Annotated in this window: 26 protein-coding genes; 8 read left to right on the forward strand and 18 right to left on the reverse strand. The window is 71.6% G+C overall.

Annotation, left to right across the window (positions count from 1 at the left end):
- Positions 1-91 precede the first annotated feature (91 nt).
- Both dnaN and ACFY1J_RS43555 read right to left on the reverse strand, forming a co-directional pair.
- Positions 92-1,240, reverse strand: a complete 1,149-nt coding sequence (dnaN, locus tag ACFY1J_RS43550; protein ID WP_390710033.1) for a DNA polymerase III subunit beta — start codon at positions 1,238-1,240, stop codon at positions 92-94.
- Positions 1,241-1,335: 95 nt separating this feature from the next.
- Positions 1,336-2,637 carry an MFS transporter gene (locus tag ACFY1J_RS43555; RefSeq protein ID WP_390733151.1) on the reverse strand — a complete coding sequence of 434 codons (1,302 nt, stop codon included), beginning with the start codon at positions 2,635-2,637 and terminating at the stop codon, positions 1,336-1,338.
- Between the two features lie 63 nt (positions 2,638-2,700).
- Between ACFY1J_RS43555 and ACFY1J_RS43560 the strand changes: the two genes are divergently transcribed.
- On the forward strand, positions 2,701-3,660 hold the full coding sequence (locus ACFY1J_RS43560) for a LysR family transcriptional regulator (protein ID WP_390710031.1): 960 nt from the start codon (positions 2,701-2,703) through the stop codon (positions 3,658-3,660).
- 3 nt (positions 3,661-3,663) lie between these two features.
- Here ACFY1J_RS43560 and ACFY1J_RS43565 read toward each other — a convergent pair whose 3' ends face one another.
- Positions 3,664-4,428 carry an alpha/beta hydrolase gene (locus tag ACFY1J_RS43565; protein ID WP_390710030.1) on the reverse strand — a complete coding sequence of 255 codons (765 nt, stop codon included), beginning with the start codon at positions 4,426-4,428 and terminating at the stop codon, positions 3,664-3,666.
- A 113-nt stretch (positions 4,429-4,541) separates the two neighbouring features.
- Between ACFY1J_RS43565 and ACFY1J_RS43570 the strand changes: the two genes are divergently transcribed.
- On the forward strand, positions 4,542-5,705 hold the full coding sequence (locus tag ACFY1J_RS43570; protein WP_390710029.1) for an adenosine deaminase: 1,164 nt from the start codon (positions 4,542-4,544) through the stop codon (positions 5,703-5,705).
- 151 nt (positions 5,706-5,856) lie between these two features.
- Entirely contained in the window at positions 5,857-6,210 is a 354-nt protein-coding gene (locus ACFY1J_RS43575; RefSeq protein WP_390710028.1) for an ATP-binding protein, read from the forward strand.
- Positions 6,211-6,282: 72 nt separating this feature from the next.
- Here ACFY1J_RS43575 and ACFY1J_RS43580 read toward each other — a convergent pair whose 3' ends face one another.
- The 5 genes from ACFY1J_RS43580 to afsQ1 all read right to left on the reverse strand — a co-directional run bounded on the left by ACFY1J_RS43580 (position 6,283) and on the right by afsQ1 (position 10,094).
- Positions 6,283-6,483 (reverse strand): PspC domain-containing protein, encoded by a 201-nt coding sequence (locus ACFY1J_RS43580; protein ID WP_363293843.1) that lies wholly within the window; start codon positions 6,481-6,483, stop codon positions 6,283-6,285.
- Positions 6,484-6,598: 115 nt separating this feature from the next.
- Positions 6,599-7,150 (reverse strand): VanZ family protein, encoded by a 552-nt coding sequence (locus ACFY1J_RS43585; RefSeq protein ID WP_390710027.1) that lies wholly within the window; start codon positions 7,148-7,150, stop codon positions 6,599-6,601.
- A 93-nt stretch (positions 7,151-7,243) separates the two neighbouring features.
- On the reverse strand, positions 7,244-7,846 hold the full coding sequence (locus ACFY1J_RS43590) for a hypothetical protein (RefSeq protein WP_390710026.1): 603 nt from the start codon (positions 7,844-7,846) through the stop codon (positions 7,244-7,246).
- The gene (locus ACFY1J_RS43595) at positions 7,843-9,420 is read right to left on the reverse strand and encodes an ATP-binding protein (protein WP_390710025.1); all 1,578 of its coding nucleotides are present in this window, start codon (positions 9,418-9,420) and stop codon (positions 7,843-7,845) included. The genes ACFY1J_RS43590 and ACFY1J_RS43595 overlap by 4 nt, the downstream gene beginning before the upstream one ends.
- On the reverse strand, positions 9,417-10,094 hold the full coding sequence (gene afsQ1, locus ACFY1J_RS43600; protein ID WP_263211969.1) for a two-component system response regulator AfsQ1: 678 nt from the start codon (positions 10,092-10,094) through the stop codon (positions 9,417-9,419). Before afsQ1 ends, ACFY1J_RS43595 begins: the two co-directional genes overlap by 4 nt.
- A 241-nt stretch (positions 10,095-10,335) precedes the next feature.
- Between afsQ1 and ACFY1J_RS43605 the strand changes: the two genes are divergently transcribed.
- The gene (locus tag ACFY1J_RS43605; protein ID WP_390710024.1) at positions 10,336-11,094 is read left to right on the forward strand and encodes a SigE family RNA polymerase sigma factor; all 759 of its coding nucleotides are present in this window, start codon (positions 10,336-10,338) and stop codon (positions 11,092-11,094) included.
- 199 nt (positions 11,095-11,293) lie between these two features.
- Here ACFY1J_RS43605 and ACFY1J_RS43610 read toward each other — a convergent pair whose 3' ends face one another.
- Positions 11,294-11,929, reverse strand: a complete 636-nt coding sequence (locus ACFY1J_RS43610; RefSeq protein WP_390710023.1) for a uridine kinase — start codon at positions 11,927-11,929, stop codon at positions 11,294-11,296.
- 334 nt (positions 11,930-12,263) lie between these two features.
- Here ACFY1J_RS43610 and ACFY1J_RS43615 point away from each other — a divergent pair, with 334 nt between their 5' ends.
- Entirely contained in the window at positions 12,264-12,668 is a 405-nt protein-coding gene (locus ACFY1J_RS43615) for a hypothetical protein (protein WP_390710022.1), read from the forward strand.
- Between the two features lie 81 nt (positions 12,669-12,749).
- Here ACFY1J_RS43615 and ACFY1J_RS43620 read toward each other — a convergent pair whose 3' ends face one another.
- From ACFY1J_RS43620 to deoC, 3 genes are read right to left on the reverse strand one after another with little or no spacing between them, the layout of a single operon-like run.
- On the reverse strand, positions 12,750-13,661 hold the full coding sequence (locus ACFY1J_RS43620; RefSeq protein WP_390710021.1) for an aldehyde dehydrogenase family protein: 912 nt from the start codon (positions 13,659-13,661) through the stop codon (positions 12,750-12,752).
- Entirely contained in the window at positions 13,654-15,084 is a 1,431-nt protein-coding gene (locus tag ACFY1J_RS43625) for an aldehyde dehydrogenase family protein (RefSeq protein WP_390710020.1), read from the reverse strand. Before ACFY1J_RS43625 ends, ACFY1J_RS43620 begins: the two co-directional genes overlap by 8 nt.
- Positions 15,085-15,090: 6 nt before the next feature.
- A complete protein-coding gene (gene deoC, locus ACFY1J_RS43630) occupies positions 15,091-16,044 on the reverse strand; it encodes a deoxyribose-phosphate aldolase (RefSeq protein ID WP_390710278.1) in 954 nt (317 codons plus the stop codon).
- 113 nt (positions 16,045-16,157) lie between these two features.
- Here deoC and ACFY1J_RS43635 point away from each other — a divergent pair, with 113 nt between their 5' ends.
- Entirely contained in the window at positions 16,158-16,847 is a 690-nt protein-coding gene (locus ACFY1J_RS43635) for a PH domain-containing protein (RefSeq protein ID WP_390710019.1), read from the forward strand.
- A gap of 91 nt (positions 16,848-16,938) precedes the next feature.
- Here the strand turns inward: ACFY1J_RS43635 and ACFY1J_RS43640 are convergent, their stop codons facing one another.
- The 4 genes from ACFY1J_RS43640 to ACFY1J_RS43655 form a co-directional block, all read right to left on the reverse strand.
- Complete coding sequence (locus tag ACFY1J_RS43640; RefSeq protein WP_390710018.1) at positions 16,939-18,129, reverse strand: hypothetical protein; 1,191 nt, start codon at positions 18,127-18,129, stop codon at positions 16,939-16,941.
- Positions 18,130-18,293: 164 nt separating this feature from the next.
- A complete protein-coding gene (locus tag ACFY1J_RS43645; RefSeq protein ID WP_390710017.1) occupies positions 18,294-19,925 on the reverse strand; it encodes a phospho-sugar mutase in 1,632 nt (543 codons plus the stop codon).
- Between the two features lie 335 nt (positions 19,926-20,260).
- Complete coding sequence (locus ACFY1J_RS43650; RefSeq protein WP_263211980.1) at positions 20,261-21,085, reverse strand: purine-nucleoside phosphorylase; 825 nt, start codon at positions 21,083-21,085, stop codon at positions 20,261-20,263.
- A 144-nt stretch (positions 21,086-21,229) separates the two neighbouring features.
- On the reverse strand, positions 21,230-21,667 hold the full coding sequence (locus ACFY1J_RS43655) for a gamma-glutamylcyclotransferase (RefSeq protein WP_363293855.1): 438 nt from the start codon (positions 21,665-21,667) through the stop codon (positions 21,230-21,232).
- Between the two features lie 106 nt (positions 21,668-21,773).
- On the opposite strand from ACFY1J_RS43655, the gene ACFY1J_RS43660 reads away from it, so the two are divergent.
- A complete protein-coding gene (locus ACFY1J_RS43660; protein WP_390710016.1) occupies positions 21,774-23,222 on the forward strand; it encodes an NAD(P)H-quinone dehydrogenase in 1,449 nt (482 codons plus the stop codon).
- Positions 23,223-23,388: 166 nt separating this feature from the next.
- Positions 23,389-24,330, forward strand: a complete 942-nt coding sequence (locus ACFY1J_RS43665; RefSeq protein WP_390710015.1) for a DeoR/GlpR family DNA-binding transcription regulator — start codon at positions 23,389-23,391, stop codon at positions 24,328-24,330.
- An 80-nt stretch (positions 24,331-24,410) separates the two neighbouring features.
- On the opposite strand, the gene ACFY1J_RS43670 is transcribed toward ACFY1J_RS43665, so the two are convergent.
- Entirely contained in the window at positions 24,411-24,974 is a 564-nt protein-coding gene (locus ACFY1J_RS43670) for a TetR/AcrR family transcriptional regulator (protein ID WP_390710277.1), read from the reverse strand.
- A gap of 230 nt (positions 24,975-25,204) precedes the next feature.
- Positions 25,205-25,722 (reverse strand): biotin/lipoyl-containing protein (locus ACFY1J_RS43675; protein ID WP_390733152.1); only part of this gene is annotated, 518 nt, incomplete at its 5' end.

Raw genomic sequence — 25,722 nt, forward strand, 5'->3', positions numbered from 1 at the left:
TGGCGCGCCTTTGCGCTCCAGCACTTCGGAAGCTACCGCGGCCCACTGACAATGGCCCCCGCGGCCGGTAAAGGGCCAGGTCAGCGCCGTCTCAGACCAGTTGCTTCACGGACATCAGCAAATGCCGGTGAGCGCTGCCGGACCCCGCGTCCGCCCCGCCCGCGCTCAGCAGCGCCCGCTGCCCCGCCCCCAGCAGCTCCACCGTGAGCCGCTGCTCCCCCTCGAAGGAGTTCAGCGCGTCCAGCAGATACGCCGGGTTGAAGGCCACCGTCACCTCCTCGGCACCCGCCAGCGTCACGGGCAGCCGTTGTGCCGCCACGTCGTCCCCGTACCCGGCCCGCACCAGCACGGAGCCGTCCGCGGCCGAGAAGTCCAGCCGCAGGGGACTGTTCACCTCCGCCACCACCGAGACCCGTCGTACCGCCTCCGTGAGCGCCCCGCACTCCACCTCGGCGACCGCCGCCCCCGCCATCTCGAACAGCGTCCCGTACCCCGGCAGCCGCCCGTCCAGCCGCCGTACGACCGTCCGCATCCGCCCGCCCGCGAAGCCGACCGGACCGGCACCCGCCGAGTCCGAGGAGTCCAGCCCGATCCGTACGACCCCGCCCCGCCCCAGTGCCCGCGCGACATCGAGCAGCCGCCGTGCGGGCAGCAGCGCCTCCACCGCGCCCCCGGGAGCGACCCCCGCCTCCGGCTTCCACTCCAGCCGTCGTACCGCGTACCGGTACCGGTCCGAGGCGGACAGTGTCATCTCCTCGCCGTCCAGGCGCAGTTGTACGCCGGTCAGCACCGGCAGCGTGTCGTCCCGCCCCGCCGCCACGGCGACCTGTGCGACGGCCGTCGCGAACGCGGCCGCGTCCACGCCGCCGCACACCTCGGGCGGAGTGGGCAGCGCCGGGTACTCCTCGCGGGGCAGCGTCGACAGGCCGAAGCGCGTGCCGCCCGCCTCGACCGTGAACCGCGTCCCCTGAAGGACACAGCTCACCGGTCCGTCCGGCAGCACCCGGCAGATGTCCAGCAGCCGGCGCCCGAGCACGAGCACCTGGCCGCCCACCGTCGTCTCGGCGTCGGCCTCGACGCGCGCCGCCGTCTCGAAGTCGAACCCGGACACACTCAGCCGCCCGGCCCCGGCCTCCAGCAGCAGCCCGCCCAGCACCGGCACGGGCGTACGGGCGGGCAGTGCGCGCGCCGCCCACCCCACGGCCTCGGCGAGGTCCCCGCGCTCGATTCGGAACTCCATGCCACAAACCCCCTGCTGCTCGGACCGGTTGCCGGGCGGACGCTATCGGCGACCACTGACAACGGGGGTCCGCACAGGGGGTTCGAGGGAGCGGCTCAGTGCGCGACGGCCGGCTCCCGCCGCACCGCGACCCGGGCCGCCCGCGACCCGAGCACCGTGATCGTCACGACGCCGAGCACCGCAAGGACACCCACGCCGACCGCGCCGGCCCAGCCGCCCGCGTGGAAGGCCATCGCGCCCACCGTGCTGCCGGTGCTGGAGCCGACGTAGTACGCGGACTGGTAGAGGGCGGCGGCCTGGGCGCGGCCCTCGGTGGCCGTCTTGCTGACCGCCGAGGACGCCACCGCGTGGCCCGCGAAGAAGCCCGCCGTGATCAGGACCAGCCCCAGCAGCACCAGCGGCAGCGAGTCGGCCAGGGACAGCAGCAGGCCCGTCGCCGTCGTACCGGCGGCCAGATAGAGCGCGCCCCGGCGGCCCAGGCGGCCGACCAGCCGCCCCGCCGTCGACGCCGAGACCGTGCCGACCAGATACACCAGGAAGATCGAGCCGACGACGCCCTGCGGCAGCCCGAACGGCTCCTGCGTCAGGCGGTAGCCGATCACCGTGTACACACCGCCGAACACCGTCATGAACAGCGCGCCGATGGCGTACAGCCGGCGCAGCAGCGGGTCGGACAGATGGTCGCGGACCGTGCCGGCGAGCACGCGCGGGCGCAGCGAGCCCGCCGTGAAGTGCCGCGGAGCCGGCAGGAGCAGACGGAAGGCCACCGCGCAGCCGACCGCGATCGCGCCGATCACGCCGACGGCCACCCGCCAGCCCCACTCCTGCGCCACCCAGCCGGTGATGACCCGGCCGCTCATCCCGCCGATGCTGTTGCCCGCGACGAACAGCCCGATCGCCGTCACCAGGGCCCTCGGCCGGACCTCCTCCGCCAGGTACGCCGTCGCCGACGCCGGGAGCCCGGCCAGCGCCGCGCCCTGGACCGCCCGCAGCATCACCAGCGCGCCGATCGAGGGCGCGAAGGGGACCAGCATGCCGACGGACACCGCGACCGCCAGCGAGGCCGTCATGACCGTACGGCGGCCGAAGCGCTCCGACAGCGCGCTCATCGGCAGGACGAACAGCGCCAGACCGCCCGTCGCGGCGGCCACGGTCCAGCTCGCCTCGCCCGCCGCCACCCCGAACTCGCCGGAGATCAGCGGCAGCAGCGCCTGCGTGGAGTAGAGGAGCGCGAAGGTCGCGACACCGGCGAGGAAGAGGGCGAGGCTCATCCGGCGGTAGCCGGGGCCACCGGGGGCCATACGGGAGTCGGGAGCGGAAGCCGTACGGGAGTCGGAGGCGGAGACGGACGGGACGGCGCCCACGACGGTGGACGCCCCGGTACTGGCGGGAGACATGCCTCGAAGCTACGTACGCCCCGACTCATCCGTCCAATGCACGGACTCGTCATAATCGTTCCCATGGTGCATCAGCAGAGGTCACAGTCCCGTCTGTCACCGTCCAGTGACACAGAAGACACGGCCGACATGGCGCGGCTGCTCGCCCCGCGCCTCGCCTACTTCGCCGCCGTCGCCCGCACCGAGCACGTCACCCGGGCCGCGCACGAGACCCAGGTCCCGCAGTCGACCCTGTCCCGGGCCATGGTCCGCCTGGAGCGCGACCTGGGCGTCGATCTGTTCGCCCGCCGCGGCCGCACGGTCTCCCTCACCCCGGCCGGCCGCACCTTCCTCACCTCCGTCGAACGCGCCCTCGCCGAGATCGAGCGCGCAGCCGACGAGGTCCGCGCCGACGCGGACGCGGGCACCGGCAAGGTCGCCTTCGGCTTTCTGCACACGATGGGCGCCGAGACGGTCCCCGGCCTCCTCCACGCCTTCCGCGCCGACCATCCGCGCGTCCGCTTCAGCCTCGTCCAGAACTACGGCGAGGCGATGCTCGAAGGCCTGCGGGCGGGCGAACTGGACCTGTGTCTGACCTCCCCGGTCCCGGACGCCCCCGACCTGGTGGCCCGCCGCCTGGACGAGCAGAAACTCCGGCTGGTCGTCCCCGCCGACCACCCGCTGTCCGGCCGCAGACGCATCCGCCTCGCCGAGGCCGCCGAGGAAACCTTCGTCACCCTGGAGCCCGGCTACGGCCTGCGCCGCATCACCGACGACCTGTGCCGGGAAGCCGGCTTCAAACCGAGGGTCGCCTTCGAGGGCGAGGAGGCGGAGACCCTGCGCGGTCTGGTCGCGGCGGGCCTCGGCGTCGCCCTGCTGCCCCCGCCGCCCTTCCCCCGCCCCGGGGTCGTGGAACTGACGGTCACGGCTCCGCGGGCGGTACGGGAGATCGGCGTGGCCTGGCTGGACGGCCATCCGGACACACCACCCGTGGCCGCGTTCAAGAAGTTCCTGCTCTCGAAGCGGGGAAACCTGCTCGCCTGAGCGTCACGCCCGGTGCAGCGAACGCCCGAACCCCACGGCCAGCGGCATCCGCAGCCCCAGGGGCGGCGGAGCGGCCAGCGCGTCCTCCACCGGGCGGGAGAGCGGATGCCCGAACAGCGCGCCCATCACGAAGTCCGAGGCGAGCGCGTGCACCTCGTCGCGGTACTGGTGCAACGCGTGTCCGTCCGCATGCACCTCGAACCGGCACACCTCCCGGTTCGCCTTCTTCGCCCTCGCCGCCAGCCGGAACGACAGCTCGGGATCGGTCCGCTCGTCATTGGTGCCGTGCACGATCAGCACCCGGCGGCCCGCGAGCTGCTTCACGGGTTCCGGCGCGGCCGCGACATCGTCCTCCGGCAGCCAGGGGGCGATGGCCACCACGGAGTTGACCGCCTCGTGCCCGCTCGCGCGCAGCGCCGCCCGGCCGCCCATCCCCACGCCGACCAGGCAGACGGGGACGTCGCCGTAGCGCCGCAGGACCTCGTCCACGGCCCAGGCCGCGTCCGCCGCCAGGTGCGCCTCGCTGCCGTTCCAGCCGCGATAGCGGTAGTGGACGACATGCGTGGCCAGCCCCTCGCCGCGCCCCGCGCGCGCGAGTGTCCTGCCGAGGGAGCGGACGGAGGCCGTCGCCCATACGGAGGACGGCTTTTTGGCCGAGACCTCCTCACCGCCGGGCAGCAGCAGCGCCACCCCGCTCACCGCCGTCGGCTCCTGGCCGACTGCCCTTCCCAGCCTGGCCGTTCGCACCGGCGCCGATTGGTGTGCCATGACAGAACAGTGTCAGAAGTAAGGGTGTACGCGACCCGTCCGTGGGGTCACTGTTACGTATCGACAAATTCGTACACCGAGCCGTCTACGCGCGTAGGCGTTAGAGTGCGAAAATGACGAGCCAGACTGCCCAGACCGGGACCATCCCGACGCCGGACCAGATCCGCCGGGCGCCCAAGGTTGTGCTGCACGATCATCTCGACGGCGGTCTCCGTCCCGGGACCATCGTCGAACTGGCCCGGGAAGCGGGCTACTCCCAGCTCCCCGAGACCGATCCCGGCAAACTCGGCGTCTGGTTCCACGAAGCGGCCGACTCCGGCTCCCTGGAGCGGTACCTGGAGACCTTCTCGCACACCGTCGGTGTGATGCAGACCCGCGACGCGCTGGTCCGGGTCGCCCGCGAGTGCGCAGAGGACCTCGCCGAGGACGGGGTCGTCTACGCCGAGGTGCGCTACGCGCCCGAACAGCACCTGGAGGGCGGGCTCAGCCTCGAAGAGGTCGTCGAGGCCGTCAACGAGGGCTTCCGGCAGGGGGAGCGGCTCGCCCGGGAGAGCGGCCACCGCATCCGGGTCGGCGCCCTGCTCACCGCCATGCGGCACGCGGCCCGCGCCCTGGAGATCGCCGAACTCGCCAATCGCTACCGCGACCTGGGCGTCGTCGGCTTCGACATCGCGGGCGCCGAGGCCGGCTACCCGCCCACCCGGCACCTCGACGCGTTCGAGTACCTCAAGCGCGAGAACAACCACTTCACCATCCACGCCGGCGAGGCCTTCGGACTGCCGTCCATCTGGCAGGCCCTCCAGTGGTGCGGCGCCGACCGGCTCGGGCACGGGGTGCGCATCATCGACGACATCCAGGTCCACGAGGACGGCTCGGTCAAGCTCGGGCGGCTCGCCTCGTACGTACGGGACAAGCGCATCCCGCTGGAGATGTGCCCGAGCTCCAACCTCCAGACCGGAGCCGCGGCCTCGTACGCGGAACACCCGATCGGGCTGCTGCGCCGGCTGCACTTCCGGGCCACCGTGAACACGGACAACCGGCTGATGTCCCACACCAGTATGAGCCGGGAATTCGAGCACCTCGTCGAAGCATTCGGTTACACGCTCGACGACATGCAGTGGTTCTCCGTCAATGCGATGAAATCAGCGTTCATTCCTTTCGATGAACGGCTGGCCATGATCAATGACGTCGTCAAGCCGGGATATGCCGAGCTGAAATCCGAATGGCTGTTCCAGCAAACCGCCTCCACCAGGGGTTCTGTCGATTCCGAGGGCTGATCGGAGGCAGGCGGGGTGCACGGAATGCGGACGGGCTTCACCATCCGTCCGCATTTCGGTGTTTGCGGCGGGCGGCCCGGCGTGTTTACGGTCGTGGACCGCTCGGAACATTTTTTGATTCCCCGTCATCGCATTCAAGGACGCATTCACCATGAAGCAGTCTGCTGCCAAGACCCTCGGTGTCGCCGCCCTCGGTGCCGCCTTCGCTGCCGTGGGCGCCGGCGCGGCCAACGCGGCCCCGGCCGTCCCGGACGCCACCCAGGCCCTGGACGGCGTCACCAAGACGCTGCCGGCCGAGAACGTCGGCAAGGCACTGCCCGGGGCCGGTGAGGCACTCACCCAGGGCCAGGCCGTGGTCGGCACGGGCCTGGCCGCCGCCCAGCCGGCCGCCGAGCGGGTGCTCGCCCAGGGCCCGACCGCGCCGGTCAAGGGCCTCCTCGGCGGTCTGCCGCTGCAGGGGCTGCCCACACACGGCCTGCCGGTGAACGGGATCCCGCTCGGCTGACCCGAACCCCCACACGCCGTTGGGGCGCACCCGGACCCTCCGGTGCGCCCCAACGGCGTTTACCGGGGGGGCTCACCAGGCCGTCCGTGCCTTGTCCTCCGACGGGAACAGGATCCACAGCGCTATGTAGAGCAGGAACTGCGGGCCCGGCAGCAGGCAGGACACCAGGAAGATCACCCGCATCGTCGTCGCGGAGGTACCGAAGCGCCGTGCCAGCGCGGCACAGACTCCGCCGATCATGCGGCCTTGGGTGGGGCGGGCGAGGGAGTTCATGTCGGCGCGCTCCTTTTTTGGGTCCGCTGGTGGGCCCTTGGCGTTGGATGGTGTGGGCGGGTTGGCTGCCCATCTGCCATCTACGTTACGGAGACGAAGCGGACATGGCGTCGCTCTATGGGGCGATCCCGACCCTGGGAATCGTCGGGGTGCGCCCCTGAGGTGCCTCCTCCTGGAGGGCTGTCGAGCGGCTCGTCCGCTCGCCCCTGCGGCGGAGCCAGGAGCGGCCCGCCGGGACGACCGCGAGGTGGGCAAGCGCCACGCCCGCCGTGTTCAGCAGCAGCGAGTCGACGTCCACGACCCGGCCCGGCACGCCGGTCTGCAGCAGGGCGATGCCGAGCGAGATCAGGGCGCCCGCGGCCGCCGTACGGATCAGGGAGGCGAGCGGGGAGACGGTGAGCCTGCCGTGGGCCACCGGCAGCAGCACACCCAGCGGCGCCAGCAGGGCGAGGCCCTCGCCGATCCGTCTGGCCGCCTCCGGCCAGCCCAGCGCCAGGTCGGCCCGGATGCCGGCGAGCGGGCGCAGATTGGCGGGCATCACCCAGGGCACGTCCAGCGGCCGCAGCATGAGCCAGGCGACGAATGCGAGGTGTGCGACGAGGAGGACACCTCCCGTCGCACGGATGCGGATCGCGGCACTGCCGCCGATGGAGCCTTGACGCTGCACGCCCCCCTAGACGCACCCGCGTGCACGATCGGTTCCGGATCCGTCACGCGTGCGTACATGAGGCCTCCCACACACCAGGCGTTCGGGCGGCCGTCAGCCCGCCGTCACCTCGCTGGAGGGCGGCTCCGTGCTGCCCGGCCGGGAGCGGACGTCGTCGGTGCACTCGTACCGTCGCAGCGGTTCGTTGCCCGGCCCGCCCAGGATCACCGAGCCGTCGCCCTCGGCCGCCGCCGAGTCGGAGAACGTGCAGACGATCTGGGCGAGGGCGTACGAGGTGAGCTCCTCCGGTGCCGTGCTCAGCCGCAGCGTGTCCTCGGGGTCCTTGGGCCGCGGGCCGCTCACGCTCATCCCGCCGTGGACGTACGTCGTGTACCCCGCGTCCCGCTCACTGGACGAGGGCGACTCGGCGAGCTGGTCCAGCAGCCCCTGTGCCACGATCACCCGCCGCTTGGCGTCGGGCGTGCCGTCCGGGACGCGCACCCACCGGTCCACGGTGACCAGCGACGCCCGGCACAGCAGGAAGACCTGCACGGGCACGCCCCGCGAGGACTGGGCCGACAGATCCGGCTCGGCCAGCGAGCACGGCACCCGTGAGGGCGCCGCGCCGAAGTCGGTCGGCACCTCGGTGGCCCGGATGCCGCACCCGGTGAGCACGGCGGCGAGGAGCGGGAGTGCCAGCAGGCGCCGAGCGTTCATGACGCCTCTTCCTTGGAACCGTCGGACGGGCCGCCCTTGTCGTCGTTCTCCTCGGTGAGCCGCGAGGCGTCCCTGGGCAGCCGGAGCGTGAACACCGCGCCGCCCTCGGGCGAGTTGGCCGCGGTGATCCGGCCGCCGTGGATATGGGCGTTCTCCAGGGCGATGGACAGGCCGAGGCCGCTGCCCTCGGAGCGCGGGCGGGAGGCGCTCGCCTTGTAGAAGCGGTCGAAGACGTGCGGCAGGACGTCCTCGGGGATACCGGGACCGTGGTCCCGTACGGCGATGACCAGCTGGTCGTCGGCGATGCGCACCGACACCCGCACCGGCGAACCGCCGTGCTTGAGGGCGTTGCCGATCAGGTTGGCGAGGATGACGTCCAGGCGCCGTGGGTCGAGGACGGAGTGGATCCCGCGCTCGGCGTCCAGCTCCACCGCGTCCAGCCAGGCGCGGGCGTCGATGCAGGCGGTGATCTGGTCCGCGATGTCGACGTCGTCCAGGACGAGCCGAGCGGTGCCCGCGTCGAAGCGGGTGACCTCCATCAGGTTCTCGACGAGGTCGTTCAGCCGCCGGGTCTCGCTCACCACCAGCCGTACGGCGGGCTCGATCATCGGATCCATGCTCCCGGCCTCCGAGTCCAGCTCCTCCTCCAGCACCTCCGTGACGGCGGTGATGGCGGTGAGCGGCGTACGGAGCTCATGGGACATGTCGGCCACGAACCGCCGGGACGCGTCGTCCCGCGCGGCCATGTCGGCGACCCGTTTCTCCAGCGCCTCGGCCGCGTTGTTGAACGTCCGCGACAGATCCGCCAGTTCGTCGGTGCCCGACACCCTGAGCCGGGTGTCCAGCTTGCCCTCGCCGAGCCGCCTGGCGGCGACCCCGAGCCGGTGCACCGGCTTGAGCACGGTCGTCGCGGCGGCCTGGGCGAGCAGCGCCGAGCCGATCAGCGCGAGGCCGGTGGCGATACCGAGCGACCAGGCGAGGGAGTTGAGGTCCTTCGCCTCCGGCTCCAGGGACTTCACCATGTAGCCGGTGGGACCGCCGCCGATCACCCTCGTACCGGCCACCAGATACGGGGTGCCGCGCTCGACGACCCGCTGCCAGTACAGGTGGTACGGCGACTTGTTGCTGCCCGTCACCTCCTGCTGCTTGTTCACCGCGGCGCGCAGCGACCTGGGCACGTCCTCCAGCGCGAACCCGTTCAGGCCGCCGGAGTTGCCGTACACCGTCTTGCCGTTCGCGTCCTCGCCGACCAGCAGCACGCTGAAGCGCTGGCTGCTGTTGGCCATCTGGCCCGCGGTGCGCTGCAGTTCGTCCTGGGTGGGGTGCACGGGCAGCGCGCCCGCGCGGTTCTGCATCTCCTGCTGGAAGTCGCGCAGCACCGCGTCCTGGGTACGGGTGAGCACGGCCTCCCGGTTGAGCCAGTAGGCGATGCCCGACGCCGACACGGCGGCCGTCAGCGCCACCAGCCCGAAGACCACGACCAGACGCAGCCGCAGACTGGTGAAACGCAGCCGTGACACGGTTCCCTTGCGACCCGCGGCCCAGCCGCGGATACCCCCTTGCGCGTCGGTCACTGAGGCGTGTCCAGGCGGTAGCCGACACCACGCACGGTACGGATCAGCGTCGGGGACGACGGCACGTCCTCCACCTTGGCGCGCAGCCGCTGCACGCACGCGTCCACCAGCCGGGAGTCGCCCAGATAGTCGTGCTCCCACACCAGCCGCAGCAACTGCTGCCGGGACAGCGCCTGACCGGGCCGCCGGCTCAGCTCCAGGAGCAGCCGCAGCTCGGTCGGGGTGAGCTGCAGGTCCTCGCCGTTCTTGGTCACGGTCATCGCCGAGCGGTCGATGACGAGGCTGCCGAAGGTCGCCGAGTCGCTGGACTCCCGTTCCCCGCGCCGCAGTACGGCCCGGATCCGGGCGTCCAGCACACGGCCCTGCACGGGCTTGACGACATAGTCGTCGGCGCCGGACTCCAGTCCGACCACCACGTCGATGTCGTCGCTGCGCGCGGTCAGCAGAATGATCGGCAGCTGGTCCGTGCGCCGGATGCGCCGGCACACCTCGAACCCGTCGATGCCGGGCAGCATCACATCCAGCACGATCAGGTCCGGACGCTGCTCGCGCAGCAGTTTCAGTCCGTCCTCACCGGTGGCAGCGGTGGCCACACGGTGTCCCTGGCGCGTCAGTGAGAGCTCCAGGGCCGTGCGGATGGCGTCGTCGTCCTCGATCAGCAACAGGGAAGGCACGGGGCTCATTCTGGCCCATGGAGGGGCTTTCGTACGAGCTGTGGGGCCGGGAGCTGCCCGGAATACCGCTACCGCCACCACCTGTGCACATTCCGTGATTCCCCTGTGGCCGACCCCTGTGACAGGTCTGTGACAGTCGGCGGACACGGCCATGAAGGTCCCCGGGCAAGCTTTTCGGCACAGGCAAGGAAGCAAGCCGAAGCAAGACCGAACACCGTAAGTCCACGACGGGGGGCGCGAGATGAACACGCTGCACAGCCTGAGCACCAGCGCAGTGATCACGCGTCTGCACGACGTGAACCGGGGTTCCGAGAAGTCCGGTGCCGTGAGCGGGCGGGGGTGCGCTCGCGGCACCGGGCGTCAGCACACCACGTTCATGTCGGTGGTTGACGCTCGCACGGGGGGAAGCAACACGGGGGTCACGGGGGCCCACGGGGGAACCGCGTACAGGGAGGACACGGGGGAGCGTCGCTCGCTGACGGAGGCGGAGTTCACCGCCTACGTCCAGGAGCGCCGCGCCTCCCTGTACGCAACCGCCTATCACCTGACCGGTGACCGCTTCGAGGCCGAGGACCTGCTGCAGAGCGCGCTGTTCTCGACGTACCGGGCGTGGGACCGGATCAGCGACAAGGCGGCGGTCGGCGGATACCTCCGCCGCACCATGACGAACCTGCACATCAGCGCCTGGCGGCGCCGCAAGCTCAACGAGTACCCGACCGAGGAACTGCCGGAGACGCCCGGCGACACGGACGCGATGCGCGGCACGGAACTGCGCGCGGTCCTGTGGCAGGCGCTGGCCCGGCTGCCCGAACTCCAGCGCACCATGCTGGTCCTCCGTTACTACGAGGGCCGCACGGACCCGGAGATCGCGGAGATCCTCGACATCAGTGTCGGCACGGTGAAGTCCAGCATCTGGCGGTCGCTCCGCCGGCTGCGCGAGGACGAGGTCCTCAGCTTCGGCCGTGACGAGGAGAACGCCTTCGGCGAGTTGGTCGCCTGAAGGTCGGGGAGGGGTAACGGGGAAACCGGGGGTCCGGGGGGACCCACGGGGGAAGTACGGGGGAAGTACGGGGGAGCTCCACCACGGGGGACGCGGGGGAGCGCAGGAAAGCGGGACTGGAGGGCCGGGGGGTCCGTCCAGTCCCGTTTCCGTGTGTACTGCTCCTGCTGTACGGCTCCTGCGCTCGGTCACGCCACGGCTAGGCCGCCGTCTGCGCCCGCACCTGCCGGCCCGCCGCCGCGGCCGCGAGCCTGCCCAGTGCCTCGTCACGGTCGCAGGAGTGGGCGCCCAGCGACACCTGGCGGGCGACGATCGACCGCTCCGCGCGCATCAGCCGCCAGCCGCGGCGCAGCAGGAACGGCACCGACTTGCGGCCCTCCTTCAGGTCCCGCAGGAAGCGGCGCCGGAAGGTGGTGAACGGCCCGCGGTTCAGACACAGGGCGTCGGCCAGGAGGCCCAGCTCACGGCAGCGCTCCACGATCTCGGCGGCGAAGATGCCCTCCGCGATGAACAGCGGGGTGCGCTCGATGCACAGCGTCTCCTCGCCGGTCCGCGCGCTTTGCGAGATGTCGTACACCGGTATGGTCGTCGACCCCGTGGCGCACAGCCGGGCGATGGCCTCGACCGCGACGTCCGCGTCCCAGGACAGCGGATGGTCCCAGTCGATGTCCGAACTCCCCTCCACCAGCGGCAGCGTCGGGTCGTCGCCCTCCTTGTAGAAGTCGTCGAGGCGCAGCACAGGAAGCCCGGAACGGGCGGCGACGAGTGACTTGCCCGAGCCCGAGGGGCCGCACAGCAGCACGACACGGGCGGGAGACGGGGGATGAATGCTCACGGAACACCAGTTTGACGTATGGCAAGCCTCCTGCCGACCCCACGGGTCGGCTTTGGAACGTGCGTCACACAACAATTCCCCCAGTGCCCGTGTGATCACGGTGCGCAGGGAACGGTCTCGGCGGCCGGCCGCAGCTTTCACGCCGGTCGTCGATCGGCGGATCTGGGCCAGGATCGGCGGCGTCTGCCAAGCCGCACTGGGGCCGCGGGTGGCCCGGAGCCGCCACTTGCCGGCGCGAATCGGCAGTCGCGGGTCGGCTTTTGAGTGCGCGTCACGGTACAACTACCCTATGTGTCGACTCGATTACCTTGTGCACCGGAAGGCGGCACCAGCAATGGCCCGACACGCGTCCCCCCACAACCCGACCGCGCGGCGCGCCCTGATCGCGCTCGCGACCGCCGGAGCGGCCCTGGGGGCGGGCGCGGCGACGGCGTCCGCCGCCGGCCCGCTCGTCGACATGCCGTCGCGTCCCACCTCGCTCGGCAAGGTCGACCCGGCGGCGGGCATGCAGAGCCTGACCGGCACGCTGGGCTACGCCCTCGGCCCGGTCGCCGGCCTCAAGCCGAACCCCCTCGCGGGCACCGGCGCCGACCCGCTCGACAACGGAGTCGGCACCCAGCTCGCCGACTTCAAGCCCGTCACCTCCAAGGCCCTGACCGGCCCGGTGACGCAGGCGGAGTCCCTCGGCGCGGTACCCGTGGTGGGCCAGGCGACGAAACTGCTGGGCGGACTGGGCTGACATCCACCGCCACGAGGAGAGCCGCGCAGCCCCCGGACGGAGGGGTGGCGCGGCTCTCGGTCTGTGTGGGCTCAGTACGGCTCAGTACGAGGAGCCCGAGGCGCCCAGCGAACCCGTCGGGTGCCAGACCGTCTTCGTCTCCAGGAACGCCGTCATGCGGTCGATGCCCGGAGTTGCCGACCAGTCTTCTTCGTCCACAGGCTGTGGACGAAGAATTCGCTTCAGGTTGTCCGCCGCCGCGATCTCCAGCTCCTTCGCCAGTACGTCGTCGGCGCCCGCGAGGTCGATCGCGTTGACGTCCTGGTGCGCGGCCAGCGGGGTGGCGATCTCCGCCGTACGGCCGGAGAGGACGTTGACGACACCGCCGGGCAGGTCGGAGGTGGCCAGCACCTCGCCCAGGGACAGCGCCGGAAGCGGGGACTTCTCGCTCGTGATCACGATCGCCGTGTTGCCGGTGGCGATCACGGGCGCGATCACCGAGACCAGACCGAGGAAGGACGACTCCTGGGGGGCCAGGACCGCGACCACGCCGGTCGGTTCGGGGGAGGAGAGGTTGAAGAACGGGCCCGCGACCGGGTTGCCGCCGCCCACGACCTGGGCGATCTTGTCGGTCCAGCCCGCGTACCAGACCCAGCGGTCGATCGCGGCGTCCACCTGCGCGGCGGCCTTGGACTTGGACAGGCCCTCGGCGTCGGCGACCTCCCGGACGAACTGCTCCCTGCGGCCCTCCAGCATCTCCGCGACGCGGTAGAGGATCTGGCCCCGGTTGTACGCCGTCGCACCCGACCACGCCCCGAACGCCTTGCGTGCGGCGACCACCGCGTCACGGGCGTCCTTGCGCGACGAAAGCGGTGCGTTCGCCAGCCAGTTGCCCTTGGAGTCCGTCACCTCGTACACCCGGCCGCTCTCGGAACGCGGGAACTTCCCGCCGACGTACAGCTTGTAGGTCTTGAAGACGGAGAGTCGCTCAGTCTTTTCGGTCTTGTCAGACATCGAGGTACGCCTCCAGGCCGTGGCGGCCGCCCTCGCGGCCGAAGCCCGACTCCTTGTAGCCGCCGAAGGGCGAGGTCGGGTCGAACTTGTTGAACGTGTTGGACCAGACGACGCCCGCACGGAGCTTGCCCGCCACGGCAAGGATCCGCGAACCCTTCTCCGTCCAGATGCCCGCCGACAGGCCGTACTGCGTGTTGTTGGCCTTGGCGACGGCCTCGTCGGGCGTACGGAAGGTGAGGACCGACAGCACCGGGCCGAAGATCTCGTCGCGGGCGATGGTGTGCGCCTGGGTGACGTTCGTGAACAGCGTCGGGGCGAACCAGTAGCCGGAGGTCGGCAGTTCACAGGTCGGGGACCAGCGCTCGGCGCCCTCCGCCTCGCCCTGCTCGACGAGCGAGGTGATGCGGGAGAGCTGCTCGGCGGAGTTGATCGCGCCGATGTCGGTGTTCTTGTCCAGCGGGTCGCCGAGGCGCAGCGTGGACAGGCGGCGCTTGAGGGAGTCCAGCAGCTCGTCGTGGATCGACTCCTGGACGAGGAGCCGGCTGCCCGCGCAGCACACCTGGCCCTGGTTGAAGAAGATGCCGGTCACGATGCCCTCGACGGCCTGGTCGATCGGGGCGTCGTCGAAGACGATGTTGGCGCCCTTGCCGCCCAGTTCGAGGGTGAGCTTCTTGCGCGTGCCGGCGACCGTGCGGGCGATCTCCTTGCCGACGGCCGTGGAGCCGGTGAAGGCGACCTTGTTGACGTCCGGGTGCGCGACGAGCGCGGCACCGGCGTCGCCGTACCCCGGAAGGATGTTGACGACGCCCTTGGGCAGGCCCGCCTGGCGGCAGATGTCCGCGAAGAACAGTGCCGACAGGGGGGTGGTCTCGGCGGGCTTGAGGACGACCGTGTTGCCGGTCGCCAGCGCCGGGGCGATCTTCCACGCCAGCATCAGGAGGGGGAAGTTCCAGGGAATGACCTGGCCGGCGACACCGAGGGGCCGCGGAGTGGCCCCGAACCCGGCGTGGTCGAGCTTGTCCGCCCAGCCCGCGTAGTAGAAGAAGTGTGCGGCGACCAGCGGGAGGTCCGCGTCGCGGGTCTCCTTGATCGGCTTGCCGTTGTCCAGCGTCTCCAGGACGGCCAGCTCGCGGCTGCGCTCCTGGATGATCCGCGCGATGCGGAACAGGTACTTGGCGCGCTCGGAGCCGGGCAGCGCGGACCACTTCTCGAACGCCTTGCGGGCGGCCTTGACCGCGCGGTCGACGTCGGCCTCGCCGGCCTGGGCGACCTCGGAGAGGACCTCCTCGGTCGACGGGCTGACCGTCTTGAAGACCTTGCCGTCGGCGGCCTCGGTGAACTCGCCGTCGATGAACAGGCCGTACGAGGGCGCGATGTCGACGACCGAGCGGGACTCGGGTGCGGGTGCGTAATCGAAAGCCATGGGGGATCAGTCCACCGTCACGTAGTCGGGGCCGGAGTAGCGGCCGGTGGCCAGCTTCTGGCGCTGCATCAGCAGGTCGTTCAGCAGCGAGGAGGCGCCGAACCGGAACCAGTGGTTGTCCAGCCAGTCCTCGCCGACGGTCTCGTTGACCAGGACCAGGAACTTGATGGCGTCCTTGGTGGTGCGGATGCCGCCGGCGGGCTTCACGCCGACCTGGATGCCGGTCTGGGCGCGGAAGTCGCGGACGGCCTCCAGCATGAGGAGGGTGTTCGCGGGGGTCGCGTTGACGCCGACCTTGCCGGTCGAGGTCTTGATGAAGTCGACCCCGGCCAGCATCCCGAGCCAGCTCGCCCGGCGGATGTTGTCGTACGTGGACAGCTCGCCGGTCTCGAAGATGACCTTCAGGCGGGCGGACGCCCCGCAGGTCTCCTTCACGGCGGTGATCTCGTCGTACACCTTCATGTAGTGGCCTGCGAGGAACGCCCCGCGGTCGATGACCATGTCGATCTCGTCGGCGCCCGCGGCGATGGCGTCACGCACGTCGGCCAGCTTCACGTCGAGGGCGGCGCGGCCGGCCGGGAAGGCGGTGGCGACCGAGGCGACCTTGACGCCGGAACCGGCGACGGCCTCCTTGGCGACGGCCACCATGTCGGGGTAGACGCACACGGCCGCCGTCGCCGGGGTCGTACGGTCCGTCGGGTCGGGATGGACCGCCTTGGCGCCGAGCGCCCGGACCTTGCCCGGGGTGTCCGCGCCTTCCAGCGTCGTCAGGTCGACCATCGAGATGGCGAGGTCGATGGCGTACGCCTTCGCGGTGGTTTTGATGGAGCGGGTGCCGAGGGAGGCGGCGCGCGCCTCCAGGCCCACCGCGTCGACGCCGGGCAGCCCATGGAGGAAGCGGCGCAGCGTGCTGTCGGACGCGGTGACGTCAGCGAGGGCAGCGGGTGCAGTAATGGGCATGGTCACCAGACGAGCATATCTACGCGCGTAGCAGCTGTATAGCCCCGGATGCTCATCGTGTGCTCCGCGACCACGTATGAGCACGGCCGGCGGCGTCGGGCAGAATCGGGAGCATGACGACCCCGGACCACCAGTCACCCGCGCCACAGCCTCCGGTGCCCACCGCGAAGGACCGGATCTACCGCTCCCCCATGGGGATCGCGGGCGGTGTGATGCTGCTCGCCATCGTCTTCTGGCTCGGCGTCGACGCGCTGACCAGGGGGCACGGCCACACGCCCTGGCTGGCGCTGGCCACGCTGATCCTGCTGGTCCCGCTGGTGGTCGCCTTCACCCTGCGCCCGGCCGTGTTCGCCAACGAGGACCGGATGCGCATCCGCAACCCCTTCCGCGTGATCACCGTGCCCTGGGGCGAGGTCGCCTCCCTGCGCTCCGGATACTCCAACGAGGTCGTCGCCAAGTCCGGCACCAAGTACCAGCTCTGGGCCATCCCCGTCTCGCTCCGGGCCCGCAAGAAGGCCACGCGACGCCAGGACCGGGCCGCCGCGGAGGCACGCGGGGGCAGCAGACCGGGGACATCGGCGCGCGGCGGCCTCGGCTACGGCGGGGCACGCGACACCGCCACGCCGAGCGGCCCGACCCGCGCGCAGACCGACCAGGTCATGGACGACCTCCGTCAGCTCCTGGAGACCCGCGAGCAGGCGGAGACGGCACAGGGCGAGGTCACGGTCCGCTGGGCGTACGAGATCGCGGCGCCCGCGGTGGCCGGGGCGGTGTTGCTGGCGATCCTGCTGGCGGTGTGGTGAGCCGACGGCGGGCTTGAGGGTTCACGGCCACAACCGTGATGGCCGGCAGCGGCCGTCGCCGCGACCGTGGCCGCGACCGGTCCGGTCCGGCTCAGGGCGCGCTCGGCCACACCAGCAGCATGTATGCGCCGCAGTACGCCGAGACCGCCACCGCCGTCGTCAGTACCAGTGCGCGGTGGCGGCGGGAGGCGCGGGACAGGTGCAGGGCGAGTGGCAGGAGGAGCGGGAAGGCGGGGAGCAGGAAGCGGGCGCGCGGGAAGTAGACACCGCCGCTGCCCAGGGCGATCGCCAGCAGGACACCGGTGTACACCAGCAGCGGCAGCGGCTGCCGGTCCATCAGCGACAGCGCGAACAGCGCGGCGGACACGAGCAGTGTCAGGGTCACCATGATCAGGAACAGCTCGGGTGTGGAGTCCCGCCCGAACAGCTCCCGCAGCCGGCGCAGGGTCTCCCGGCCGCCGTCCAGCTCGTTGTGCCACAGCCGCTGTACGGCGAAATAGCCGCCCCAGCGGCCCAGGCGCAGGCCCACCCAGCCGACGTACGCGCACCAGCCGAGCGGAGCCAGCAGGGCGCCCGCGAGCGCCCGGGCCGAGAAGCCGCGGCGCAGGGTGAGCAGGGCGGCGACGGCGACCGCGGCCGCCACCGCGATACCGGTCGGCCGGGTCAGCCCGGCCAGACAGGCACCCGCACCGGCCCACAGCCAGCGCCGGCCGAGCACCGCGTACAGCGTCCAGGCCGCGAACGCCGTGAACGGCGACTCGGTGTACCCCATCCACTGCACCAGCCCGACCGGAAGAGCGGCCCACAGCGTGGTGAGCAGGATCCCGACCCGGCGGCCGTGCAACCGCTCGCCCACCGCGAACACGCCCCAGGCCGCGAGGAACGAGGCGACGACGGCGATGCCCAGCCCGGTACTGGCCCGGCTGCCGGGGGTGACGGCGGCGACGGCCTTCACCAGCAGCGGGTAGAGCGGGAAGAAGGCGAGGTTGTTCGAGTCGTACGTGGTGCCCAGCACGCGCGCGTACCCGTGGTCCGCGATCCCGAGGTACCAGCGGGCGTCCCACTGCGTCGCCAGCATCGGCCAGATGCCGTGGTGCCGGCGGTGCGCCCACAGGGCGAGGAACAGCAGCCCCGTGAGCCGTACGGCGAGAAAGGCGCCGAGGGCGGGAGCCGCGAGCCGGAGACTGCGCACCAGCCGCGGTTGGCCGGCGCTCGGGGTGGGGGGCCGCCGGCTGCCCGGGATGTGCCCGCGGGGGGCGGTGTCGGGGGCGGTGGAGGACACGGCGGCGGCTCCGGTGCTCGGCGGGCGGTACCGGTTCACCGTCCCCCGGGGCCGCGGCCGGGTGCGGAGCGCGCATCAACTGTCGCCGTGAAATCACCCGATGGGGTGCCCCCGGCCAGGGGCACCCCATCGGGGGGAACGGGCGTGGCGCCGGCGGCCGCGGCTCAGATGCCGGCGGCCGCGGACAGGTCCCGCTTGATGGCGCCGAGCAGGTCGGCCGCCCGGGCACGGGCGGCCGGCAGGTCCGCGTGCGCGGCGACCGGCACGACGACCTCCAGGTAGCACTTCAGCTTGGGCTCGGTGCCACTCGGGCGGACGATCACGCGGGCGCCGTCGAGGGTGTAGCGCAGGCCGTCGGTGGGCGGCAGCGTCTCCGTGCCCTTGGCGAGGTCCTCGGCCCCGGTGATGGCCAGACCGGCGAGCTCGGTCGGCGGCCGCTCGCGGAGCCGGCGCATCGTGTCGGCGATGACCGACAGGTCCTGCACCCGCACCGAGAGCTGGTCGGTGGCGTGCAGACCGTGTTCCACGGCGAGGTCGTCGAGCAGGTCGAGGAGGGTACGGCCCTCCTCCTTCAGCCCGGAGGCCAGCTCGGTGATCAGGAGTGCCGCGGTGATGCCGTCCTTGTCGCGGACGCCGTCCGGGTCGACGCAGTAGCCGAGCGCCTCCTCGTAGCCGTAACGCAGGCCCTCGACGCGGGCGATCCACTTGAAGCCGGTGAGGGTCTCCTCGTACGGCAGGCCCGCCTTCTCGGCGATCCGGCCGAGCAGGGACGAGGAGACGATCGACTCGGCGAAGGCGCCGCGGGCGCCGCGGCGGACGAGGTGGGCGGCGAGGAGGGAGCCGACCTCGTCGCCACGGAGCATGCGCCACTCGCCCGCGTCCCGGACGGCGACGGCACAGCGGTCGGCGTCGGGGTCGTTGGCGATGACGAGGTCGGGCTCGGTCGCGCGGGCCCTGGCGAAGGAGAGGTCCATCGCCCCCGGCTCCTCCGGGTTGGGGAAGGCGACGGTCGGGAAGTCCGGGTCCGGCTCGGCCTGTTCGGCGACGAGGACGGGCTCCGGGAATCCGGCGCGGGCGAAGGCGGCGACGAGCACGTCCTTGCCGACGCCGTGCATCGCCGTGTAGACGGTGCGGGCGCTGCGCGGGGAGCCCTCGGCGAGCACGGCGTCGGTGCGGGCGAGATAGGCATCGAGGACGGCGTCGTCGAGGATCTCCCAGCCCGCGTCCGGACGCGGGACGTCGTCCAGCGAGACGATCGCGTCGATCTCGGCGGCGATCCCGGCGTCGGCGGGCGGGACGATCTGCGATCCGTCGCCGAGGTAGACCTTGTAGCCGTTGTCGCGGGGCGGGTTGTGGCTGGCGGTGACCTCCACGCCGGCGACCGCGCCGAGGTGCCTTATCGCGAAGGCGAGGACGGGAGTGGGGAGCGGGCGGGGCAGTACGGCGGCGCGCAGCCCGGCGCCCGTCATGACGGCGGCGGTGTCGCGGGCGAAGTCGGCGGACTTGTGCCGGGCGTCGTAGCCGACGACGACGAGGCCGTCGCCCTGGCCCTGCTTCTTCAGGTAGGCGGCGAGACCCGCGGCCGCCCTGATGACGACGGACCGGTTCATCCGCATGGGCCCGGCGCCGAGTTCGCCTCTCAGGCCCGCGGTACCGAACTGGAGGGTGCCGCTGAAGCGCGCGGTGAGCTCGGTGACGTTCCCGGAGCCGATCAGCTCGGCGAGTTCGTCACGGGTCTCCGGGTCGGGGTCCTCGGCGAGCCACGCCTTGGCCCGGGCGATGAGATCGTCGTGCACGTCGGGTCAACCTCTCATGTGTGTCGATGTCACGCCTGGGGGCTCCGCCCCCAGACCCCCCTTTGCCCACCCACCCATCCGATTCGGTCGGCCGGGAGGTGAGGTACGGGGGCGTAGGGGCGGAGTTCCTGACGGGGCCCGGGTGGCGGGTCCGTGGGGACCTGCCCCTTTGCCCAGTCAACCGTCTGGCTCGGCCGGCCGGGAGGTGAGGCGCGGGGGTGGAGGGGCGGAGTCCCGGTCGGGACCCGGGGGGTGGGTCCCCCAGGGCCCGGGGCGGAGCCCCGGGGAGGGGTGGCTCTTGGCCTACCGAGTCGGATGGGTGGGCAGAGCCCGGGTTACAGCCGCCCCAGCACCTGTGTCAGCAGCGAACCCATCCGCGCCGCGCTGTCCCGCCCGGCCTGCAGAACCTCCTCGTGGTTCAGCGGCTCGCCGGTCATCCCGGCCGCGAGGTTGGTGACCAGGGAGATGCCCAGGACCTCGGCCCCGGCCTCACGCGCCGCGATGGCCTCCAGCACCGTGGACATGCCCACCAGGTCCGCCCCGATCACCCGGGCCATCCGGATCTCGGCCGGCGTCTCGTAGTGCGGCCCGGGGAACTGCGCGTAGACGCCCTCCTCCAGGGAGGGGTCCACCTCCTTGCACAGCGCCCGCAGCCGCGGCGAGTACAGGTCCGTCAGGTCGACGAAGTTCGCCCCGACGATCGGCGAGGTCGCCGTCAGGTTGATGTGGTCGCTGATCAGCACGGGCTGACCGGGCCGCATGCCCTCGCGCAGACCGCCGCACCCGTTGGTCAGCACCACGGTCTTGCAGCCGGCGGCGACGGCCGTGCGTACGCCGTGCGCCACGGCGGCCACGCCCCGGCCCTCGTAGTAGTGCGTGCGGCCGAGGAAGACCAGCGCGCGCTTGTCCCCGATGGAGTACGAGCGGACCTTGCCCCCGTGCCCCTCCACCGCCGGCGGCGGGAAGCCGGGCAGCTCGGTGACCTGGAACTCGGCGTCGGGAGCGCCCAGGGCGTCGACGGCCGGAGCCCAGCCGGAGCCCATCACGAGGGCGACGTCGTGGGTCTCGGCGCCCGTGAGCTCGCGCAGGCGCGCGGCGGCCGCGTCGGCGGCGGCATAGGGGTCGCCCTGGATGTCGTCCGGAAGAAGAGATGCGTTCACGCGGACGAGGGTAGCCGGTTCCGGCCTACGCGCGTAGATGACAGAGCTCACGGGATGGCGATCGTTGTCTTGTCGTTTCCAACAAAGGTTGGGACAAAAGTGGCCCAAGGGGTGCCGGAGTCATGCCGGAGTCGGGCCGGAGCCTCAACAGGGGCGCTTGCGAAGCTCCATCACATAGTCGTGCGGCGCACCCGCCGACTCCGCCGCGTCGGCGATCTCACCCAGGTAGCGGGCGGACGGCAGACCGCCCTCGTATCCGTTCAGCGCGTACGCCCACGCCGGCTCCTCCCCGTCCAGCGTGTGCACCCGCACCCGCACGCGACGGTAGATGCCGAGCCCCACGCCCTCCCAGCGGTCCAGGGACTCCTCGTCCATCTCGGCGATGTCGTACAGGCCGACGAACACCTGGGACCCGGGTTCCTCGACGATCGTCGCGAGCGCGCCCTCCCAGCCGAGCTGCTCGCCGCCGAAGGTCAGCCGCCAGCCGTTCAGCCAGCCGGTGGCGCGCAGCGGTGAGTGCGGGGCGCGGCGGGTCATCAGCCGCGCGTCGAGATTGCCGGCGTACGCGGCGTAGAGCGACATGGATCGAGGGTACGGCAGCAAGAACTCCGGCCTCCTTTGCCCCGGACGTAACAGAACGCGCACCAACCACCGCCCCGGGCAGTAGCACCTTGAGGCGTGCGGGACAATGGGGTACGTGACTCGGATCGTGATCATCGGTGGCGGACCCGGCGGATACGAAGCGGCGCTGGTGGCCGCGCAGCTCGGTGCGGAGGTGACCGTCGTCGACTGCGACGGTCTGGGCGGAGCGTCGGTACTGACCGACTGCGTCCCGTCGAAGACCCTTATCGCTACGGCCGAGGTGATGACCACCTTCGACTCGTCGTACGAGGAACTCGGCATCATCGTCGCCGACGACACCCCGCCGCTGGAGCAGGCGGCCCGGGTGGTCGGCGTGGACCTCGGCAAGGTCAACCGCCGTGTGAAGCGGCTCGCCCTCGCCCAGTCCCACGACATCACCGCCTCCGTCACCCGCGCCGGCGCCCGGGTGATGCGCGGCCGCGGCCGGCTGGAGGGCATGCAGGCCCTCGACGGCTCCCGCAAGGTCGTCGTCACCGCCGCCGACGGCACCGAGGAGACCCTCACCGCCGACGCCGTACTGATCGCGACCGGTGGCCACCCGCGTGAGCTGCCCGACGCCCAGCCCGACGGCGAGCGCATCCTCAACTGGACCCAGGTCTACGACCTCACCGAGCTCCCCGAGGAGCTCATCGTGGTCGGTTCCGGTGTCACGGGCGCCGAGTTCGCCGGTGCCTACCAGGCCCTCGGCTCCAAGGTCACCCTCGTCTCCTCCCGCGACCGCGTGCTGCCCGGCGAGGACCCGGACGCCGCCGCCGTCCTGGAGGACGTCTTCCGCCGCCGCGGCATGAACGTCATGGCCCGCTCCCGTGCCCAGTCCGCCAAGCGCGTCGGCGACAAGGTGGAGGTCACCCTCGCCGACGGCCGCGTGATCACCGGCTCGCACTGCCTCATGGCCGTCGGCGCCATCCCCAACAGCGCCGGGCTCGGCCTGGAGGAGGCGGGCGTCAAGGTCCGCGACTCCGGGCACATCTGGACCGACAAGGTCTCCCGCACCACCGCCCCCGGCGTGTACGCGGCCGGTGACGTGACGGGCGTCTTCGCCCTCGCCTCCGTCGCCGCCATGCAGGGACGTATCGCCATCTACCACTTCCTCGGCGACGCGGTGACCCCGCTCAACCTCAAGACCGTCTCCTCCAACGTCTTCACGGACCCGGAGATCGCCACCGTCGGTTACAGCCAGGCCGACGTCGACGCGGGCAAGATCGACGCGCGCGTCGTGAAGCTCCCGCTGCTGCGCAACCCGCGCGCCAAGATGCAGGGCATCCGCGACGGCTTCGTGAAGATCTTCTGCCGTCCCGGCACCGGCATCGTGGTCGGCGGTGTGGTCGTGTCGCCCCGCGCCTCGGAACTGATCCACCCCATCTCGATCGCCGTCGACAACAATCTGACGGTCGAACAGATCGCGAACGCCTTCACCGTGTACCCCTCCCTTTCGGGGTCGATCGCCGAGGTGGCCCGTCAGCTCCACACCCGAAAGGCGACGGGCGAGGTCTGACGGCCGAAACCGACTCCCCGCTGGTCACGGGGAGTTGTCGCGCATGCGTACGGCATAGTCGGGGCGAGTAGGCCCTATACCACTTCCGGTCCTGCCGTACGAACAACTTCTGTTATTCGGCGCAAACTGCTGAAAGCAGACGGTCGTTGGGGTTACTGTCAGTTTCGTGTTCGCTGCAGAACGTCGCCAATTGATCCTCGAAATGGTGCGAGCGAACGGGGCCGTGTCGCTCCGTGAGCTCGCCCGCGTCGTCCAGACCTCCGAAGTGACCGTACGGCGGGACGTGCGCGCACTGGAGGCAGAAGGACTCCTCGACCGCCGACACGGCGGTGCGGTATTGCCGGGCGGGTTCACGCGGGAGTCCGGCTTTCCGCAGAAGTCACATCTCGCGACCGCCGAGAAGACGGCCATCGCCGATCTCGCCGCGGGTCTCGTCGAAGAGGGCGAGGCCATCGTGGTCGGGGCGGGGACCACCACCCAGGAACTGGCCCGCCGGCTCGCCCGGGTGCCCGGTCTGACCGTCGTCACCAACTCCCTGCTGGTGGCCCAGGCGCTGGCGCACGCCAACCGCGTGGAGGTCGTGATGACCGGCGGCACCCTGCGCGGCTCCAACTACGCCCTCGTCGGCTCCGGCGCCGAGCAGTCCCTCCAGGGGCTCAGGGTGTCCAAGGCCTTCCTCTCCGGGAGCGGTCTGACCGCCGAGCGCGGGCTGTCCACGTCCAACATGCTGTCCGCGTCCGTCGACCGTGCGCTCGTCCAGGCCGCCGCGGAGGTCGTCGTCCTCGCCGACCACACCAAGCTCGGCACGGACACGATGTTCCAGACGGTGCCCACGGATGTGATCACCCGGCTGGTGACCGACGAGCCCCCCGCCCACGACGACCGTGCGGCCACCGAACTGCAGGCCCTTGCCGATCAGGGGGTGCAGATCGCCGTGGCCGGGGCGTCGGGAAGCCCGGGGGGTGATCAGGTCCCGGCGCGTCACCAGCGTCGGGACGTGGCCCTGCCGGGGCCTCGGCGGGCCGCTGCGCTGCGTTCGGCCGCGGTGTTGGGGGAGCAGGCGGCGGGGACTGAGCGGGCCCGTGTTGCGGATCTGCGGCGGCGTTGAGGGGTGCCTCTTCGCCGTGGGGGTCCTCTTGTCGTGCGGGTGCGGGTTGTGTGTGGCTTGTCGCGCAGTTCCCCGCGCCCCTACGTCGGCTGTCCTTGACCGTCTTTCAAGCCCCGTAGGGTCAGCCGTAGCAAGCGGTCTGCCAAGTTTGGGTCTCCCGGTGACTCCTCCGCCGCCAGCGCTATTGCGTGGGTCAGTTGGAGGAGGTCGCCGATGGAGATGTCGGGGCGTACCGCGCCCGACTGCTGGGCGCGGGTCAGCAGGGCTCCGCCCGCCTCGTGGATCGGGGTGCTGCAGCGGGCCAGTGCGGAACCGGAGTCGGTGGACACCGACATCAGCGCCCGGGCCAGGCCGCGGTACTCGCCCGCGTGCGTGACCATCTCGCGCAGCCAGGTCACCAGCGCCGAGCACGGCTCGGGGGCGTCGAGCAGTTCGCGTGAGCGGGCGAGGAGCTCGCTCACCGCGTCCTCGAAGACCGCGCTCATCAACGCCTGCCGGTTCGGGAAGTGCCGGTACAGCGTGCCGATTCCCACGCCCGCCCGGCGGGCCACGTCCTCCAGCGACGCGTCCGTGCCGTGCTCGGCGAATGCGGCACGGGCTTCGCTGAGCAGCCGCTCGTAGTTGCGGCGGGCGTCGGCGCGCATGGCACGCGGGGCCACGGGCGGCACCGCCGTGTCCCGGGCCCCTGCGGCCTGCTCCGCGGTCGTGCCCGCCGTGCCTTCCATCTGCTCTCCCTCGCGCCCCCGGCTGCTTCCAGCATGCCATCGAGGGCGTGCGGGCAGCCTCCCGCAAGGGTGCCGCCGACAGGAAAGCGAGACGCCCGGCGGACCGAAGCAGTCGGTCCGCCGGGCGTCTTGACGCACGTACCCGGAGATCAGTCCTTGATCTCGCAGATCGCCGCACCGGAGGTGACGGACGCGCCGACCTCTGCGCTCAGGCCCTTGATGGTGCCGGCCTTGTGCGCGTTGAGCGGCTGTTCCATCTTCATGGCCTCCAGGACGACGATCAGATCGCCCTCCTGGACCTCCTGGCCCTCCTCGACCGCGATCTTGACGATCGTGCCCTGCATCGGGGAGGCGAGGGTGTCGCCGGAGGCGACCGGGCCCGACTTCTTGGCCGCGCGGCGCTTCGGCTTGGCGCCCGCCGCCAGACCCGTGCGGGCCAGGGTCATGCCGAGCGACGCGGGCAGCGAGACTTCGAGACGCTTGCCGCCGACCTCGACGACGACCGTCTCACGGCCGGTGTCCTCCTCCGCCTCGATGTCGGCGGGGGCCGCGAACGGCTTGATCTCGTTGACGAACTCGGTTTCGATCCAGCGGGTGTGGACCTTGAACGGCTCCTGGGAGCCGTCCAGCTCGGGCGCGAACGCCGGGTCCCTGACCACCGCGCGGT

Origin of the sequence: Streptomyces sp. NPDC001406, assembly GCF_042895285.1 — a bacterium.
In the GTDB taxonomy this organism is placed as follows: Bacteria; Actinomycetota; Actinomycetes; order Streptomycetales; family Streptomycetaceae; genus Streptomyces.

What these genes read in the sequence shown, in the direction of transcription:
- deoC (WP_390710278.1), bottom strand. Translation starts at nt 16,044, where the DNA reads ATGCCCATTACTGCACCCGCTGCCCTCGCTGACGTCACCGCGTCCGAC.
- ACFY1J_RS43615 (WP_390710022.1), top strand. Translation starts at nt 12,264, where the DNA reads ATGGCCCGACACGCGTCCCCCCACAACCCGACCGCGCGGCGCGCCCTG.
- ACFY1J_RS43605 (WP_390710024.1), top strand. Translation starts at nt 10,336, where the DNA reads ATGAACACGCTGCACAGCCTGAGCACCAGCGCAGTGATCACGCGTCTG.
- ACFY1J_RS43575 (WP_390710028.1), top strand. Translation starts at nt 5,857, where the DNA reads ATGAAGCAGTCTGCTGCCAAGACCCTCGGTGTCGCCGCCCTCGGTGCC.
- ACFY1J_RS43660 (WP_390710016.1), top strand. Translation starts at nt 21,774, where the DNA reads ATGGGGTACGTGACTCGGATCGTGATCATCGGTGGCGGACCCGGCGGA.
- ACFY1J_RS43625 (WP_390710020.1), bottom strand. Translation starts at nt 15,084, where the DNA reads ATGGCTTTCGATTACGCACCCGCACCCGAGTCCCGCTCGGTCGTCGAC.
- ACFY1J_RS43620 (WP_390710021.1), bottom strand. Translation starts at nt 13,661, where the DNA reads ATGTCTGACAAGACCGAAAAGACTGAGCGACTCTCCGTCTTCAAGACC.
- ACFY1J_RS43555 (WP_390733151.1), bottom strand. Translation starts at nt 2,637, where the DNA reads ATGTCTCCCGCCAGTACCGGGGCGTCCACCGTCGTGGGCGCCGTCCCG.
- ACFY1J_RS43655 (WP_363293855.1), bottom strand. Translation starts at nt 21,667, where the DNA reads ATGTCGCTCTACGCCGCGTACGCCGGCAATCTCGACGCGCGGCTGATG.
- ACFY1J_RS43560 (WP_390710031.1), top strand. Translation starts at nt 2,701, where the DNA reads ATGGTGCATCAGCAGAGGTCACAGTCCCGTCTGTCACCGTCCAGTGAC.
- ACFY1J_RS43670 (WP_390710277.1), bottom strand. Translation starts at nt 24,974, where the DNA reads ATGCGCGCCGACGCCCGCCGCAACTACGAGCGGCTGCTCAGCGAAGCC.
- ACFY1J_RS43635 (WP_390710019.1), top strand. Translation starts at nt 16,158, where the DNA reads ATGACGACCCCGGACCACCAGTCACCCGCGCCACAGCCTCCGGTGCCC.
- ACFY1J_RS43590 (WP_390710026.1), bottom strand. Translation starts at nt 7,846, where the DNA reads ATGAACGCTCGGCGCCTGCTGGCACTCCCGCTCCTCGCCGCCGTGCTC.
- dnaN (WP_390710033.1), bottom strand. Translation starts at nt 1,240, where the DNA reads ATGGAGTTCCGAATCGAGCGCGGGGACCTCGCCGAGGCCGTGGGGTGG.
- ACFY1J_RS43580 (WP_363293843.1), bottom strand. Translation starts at nt 6,483, where the DNA reads ATGAACTCCCTCGCCCGCCCCACCCAAGGCCGCATGATCGGCGGAGTC.
- ACFY1J_RS43565 (WP_390710030.1), bottom strand. Translation starts at nt 4,428, where the DNA reads ATGGCACACCAATCGGCGCCGGTGCGAACGGCCAGGCTGGGAAGGGCA.
- ACFY1J_RS43570 (WP_390710029.1), top strand. Translation starts at nt 4,542, where the DNA reads ATGACGAGCCAGACTGCCCAGACCGGGACCATCCCGACGCCGGACCAG.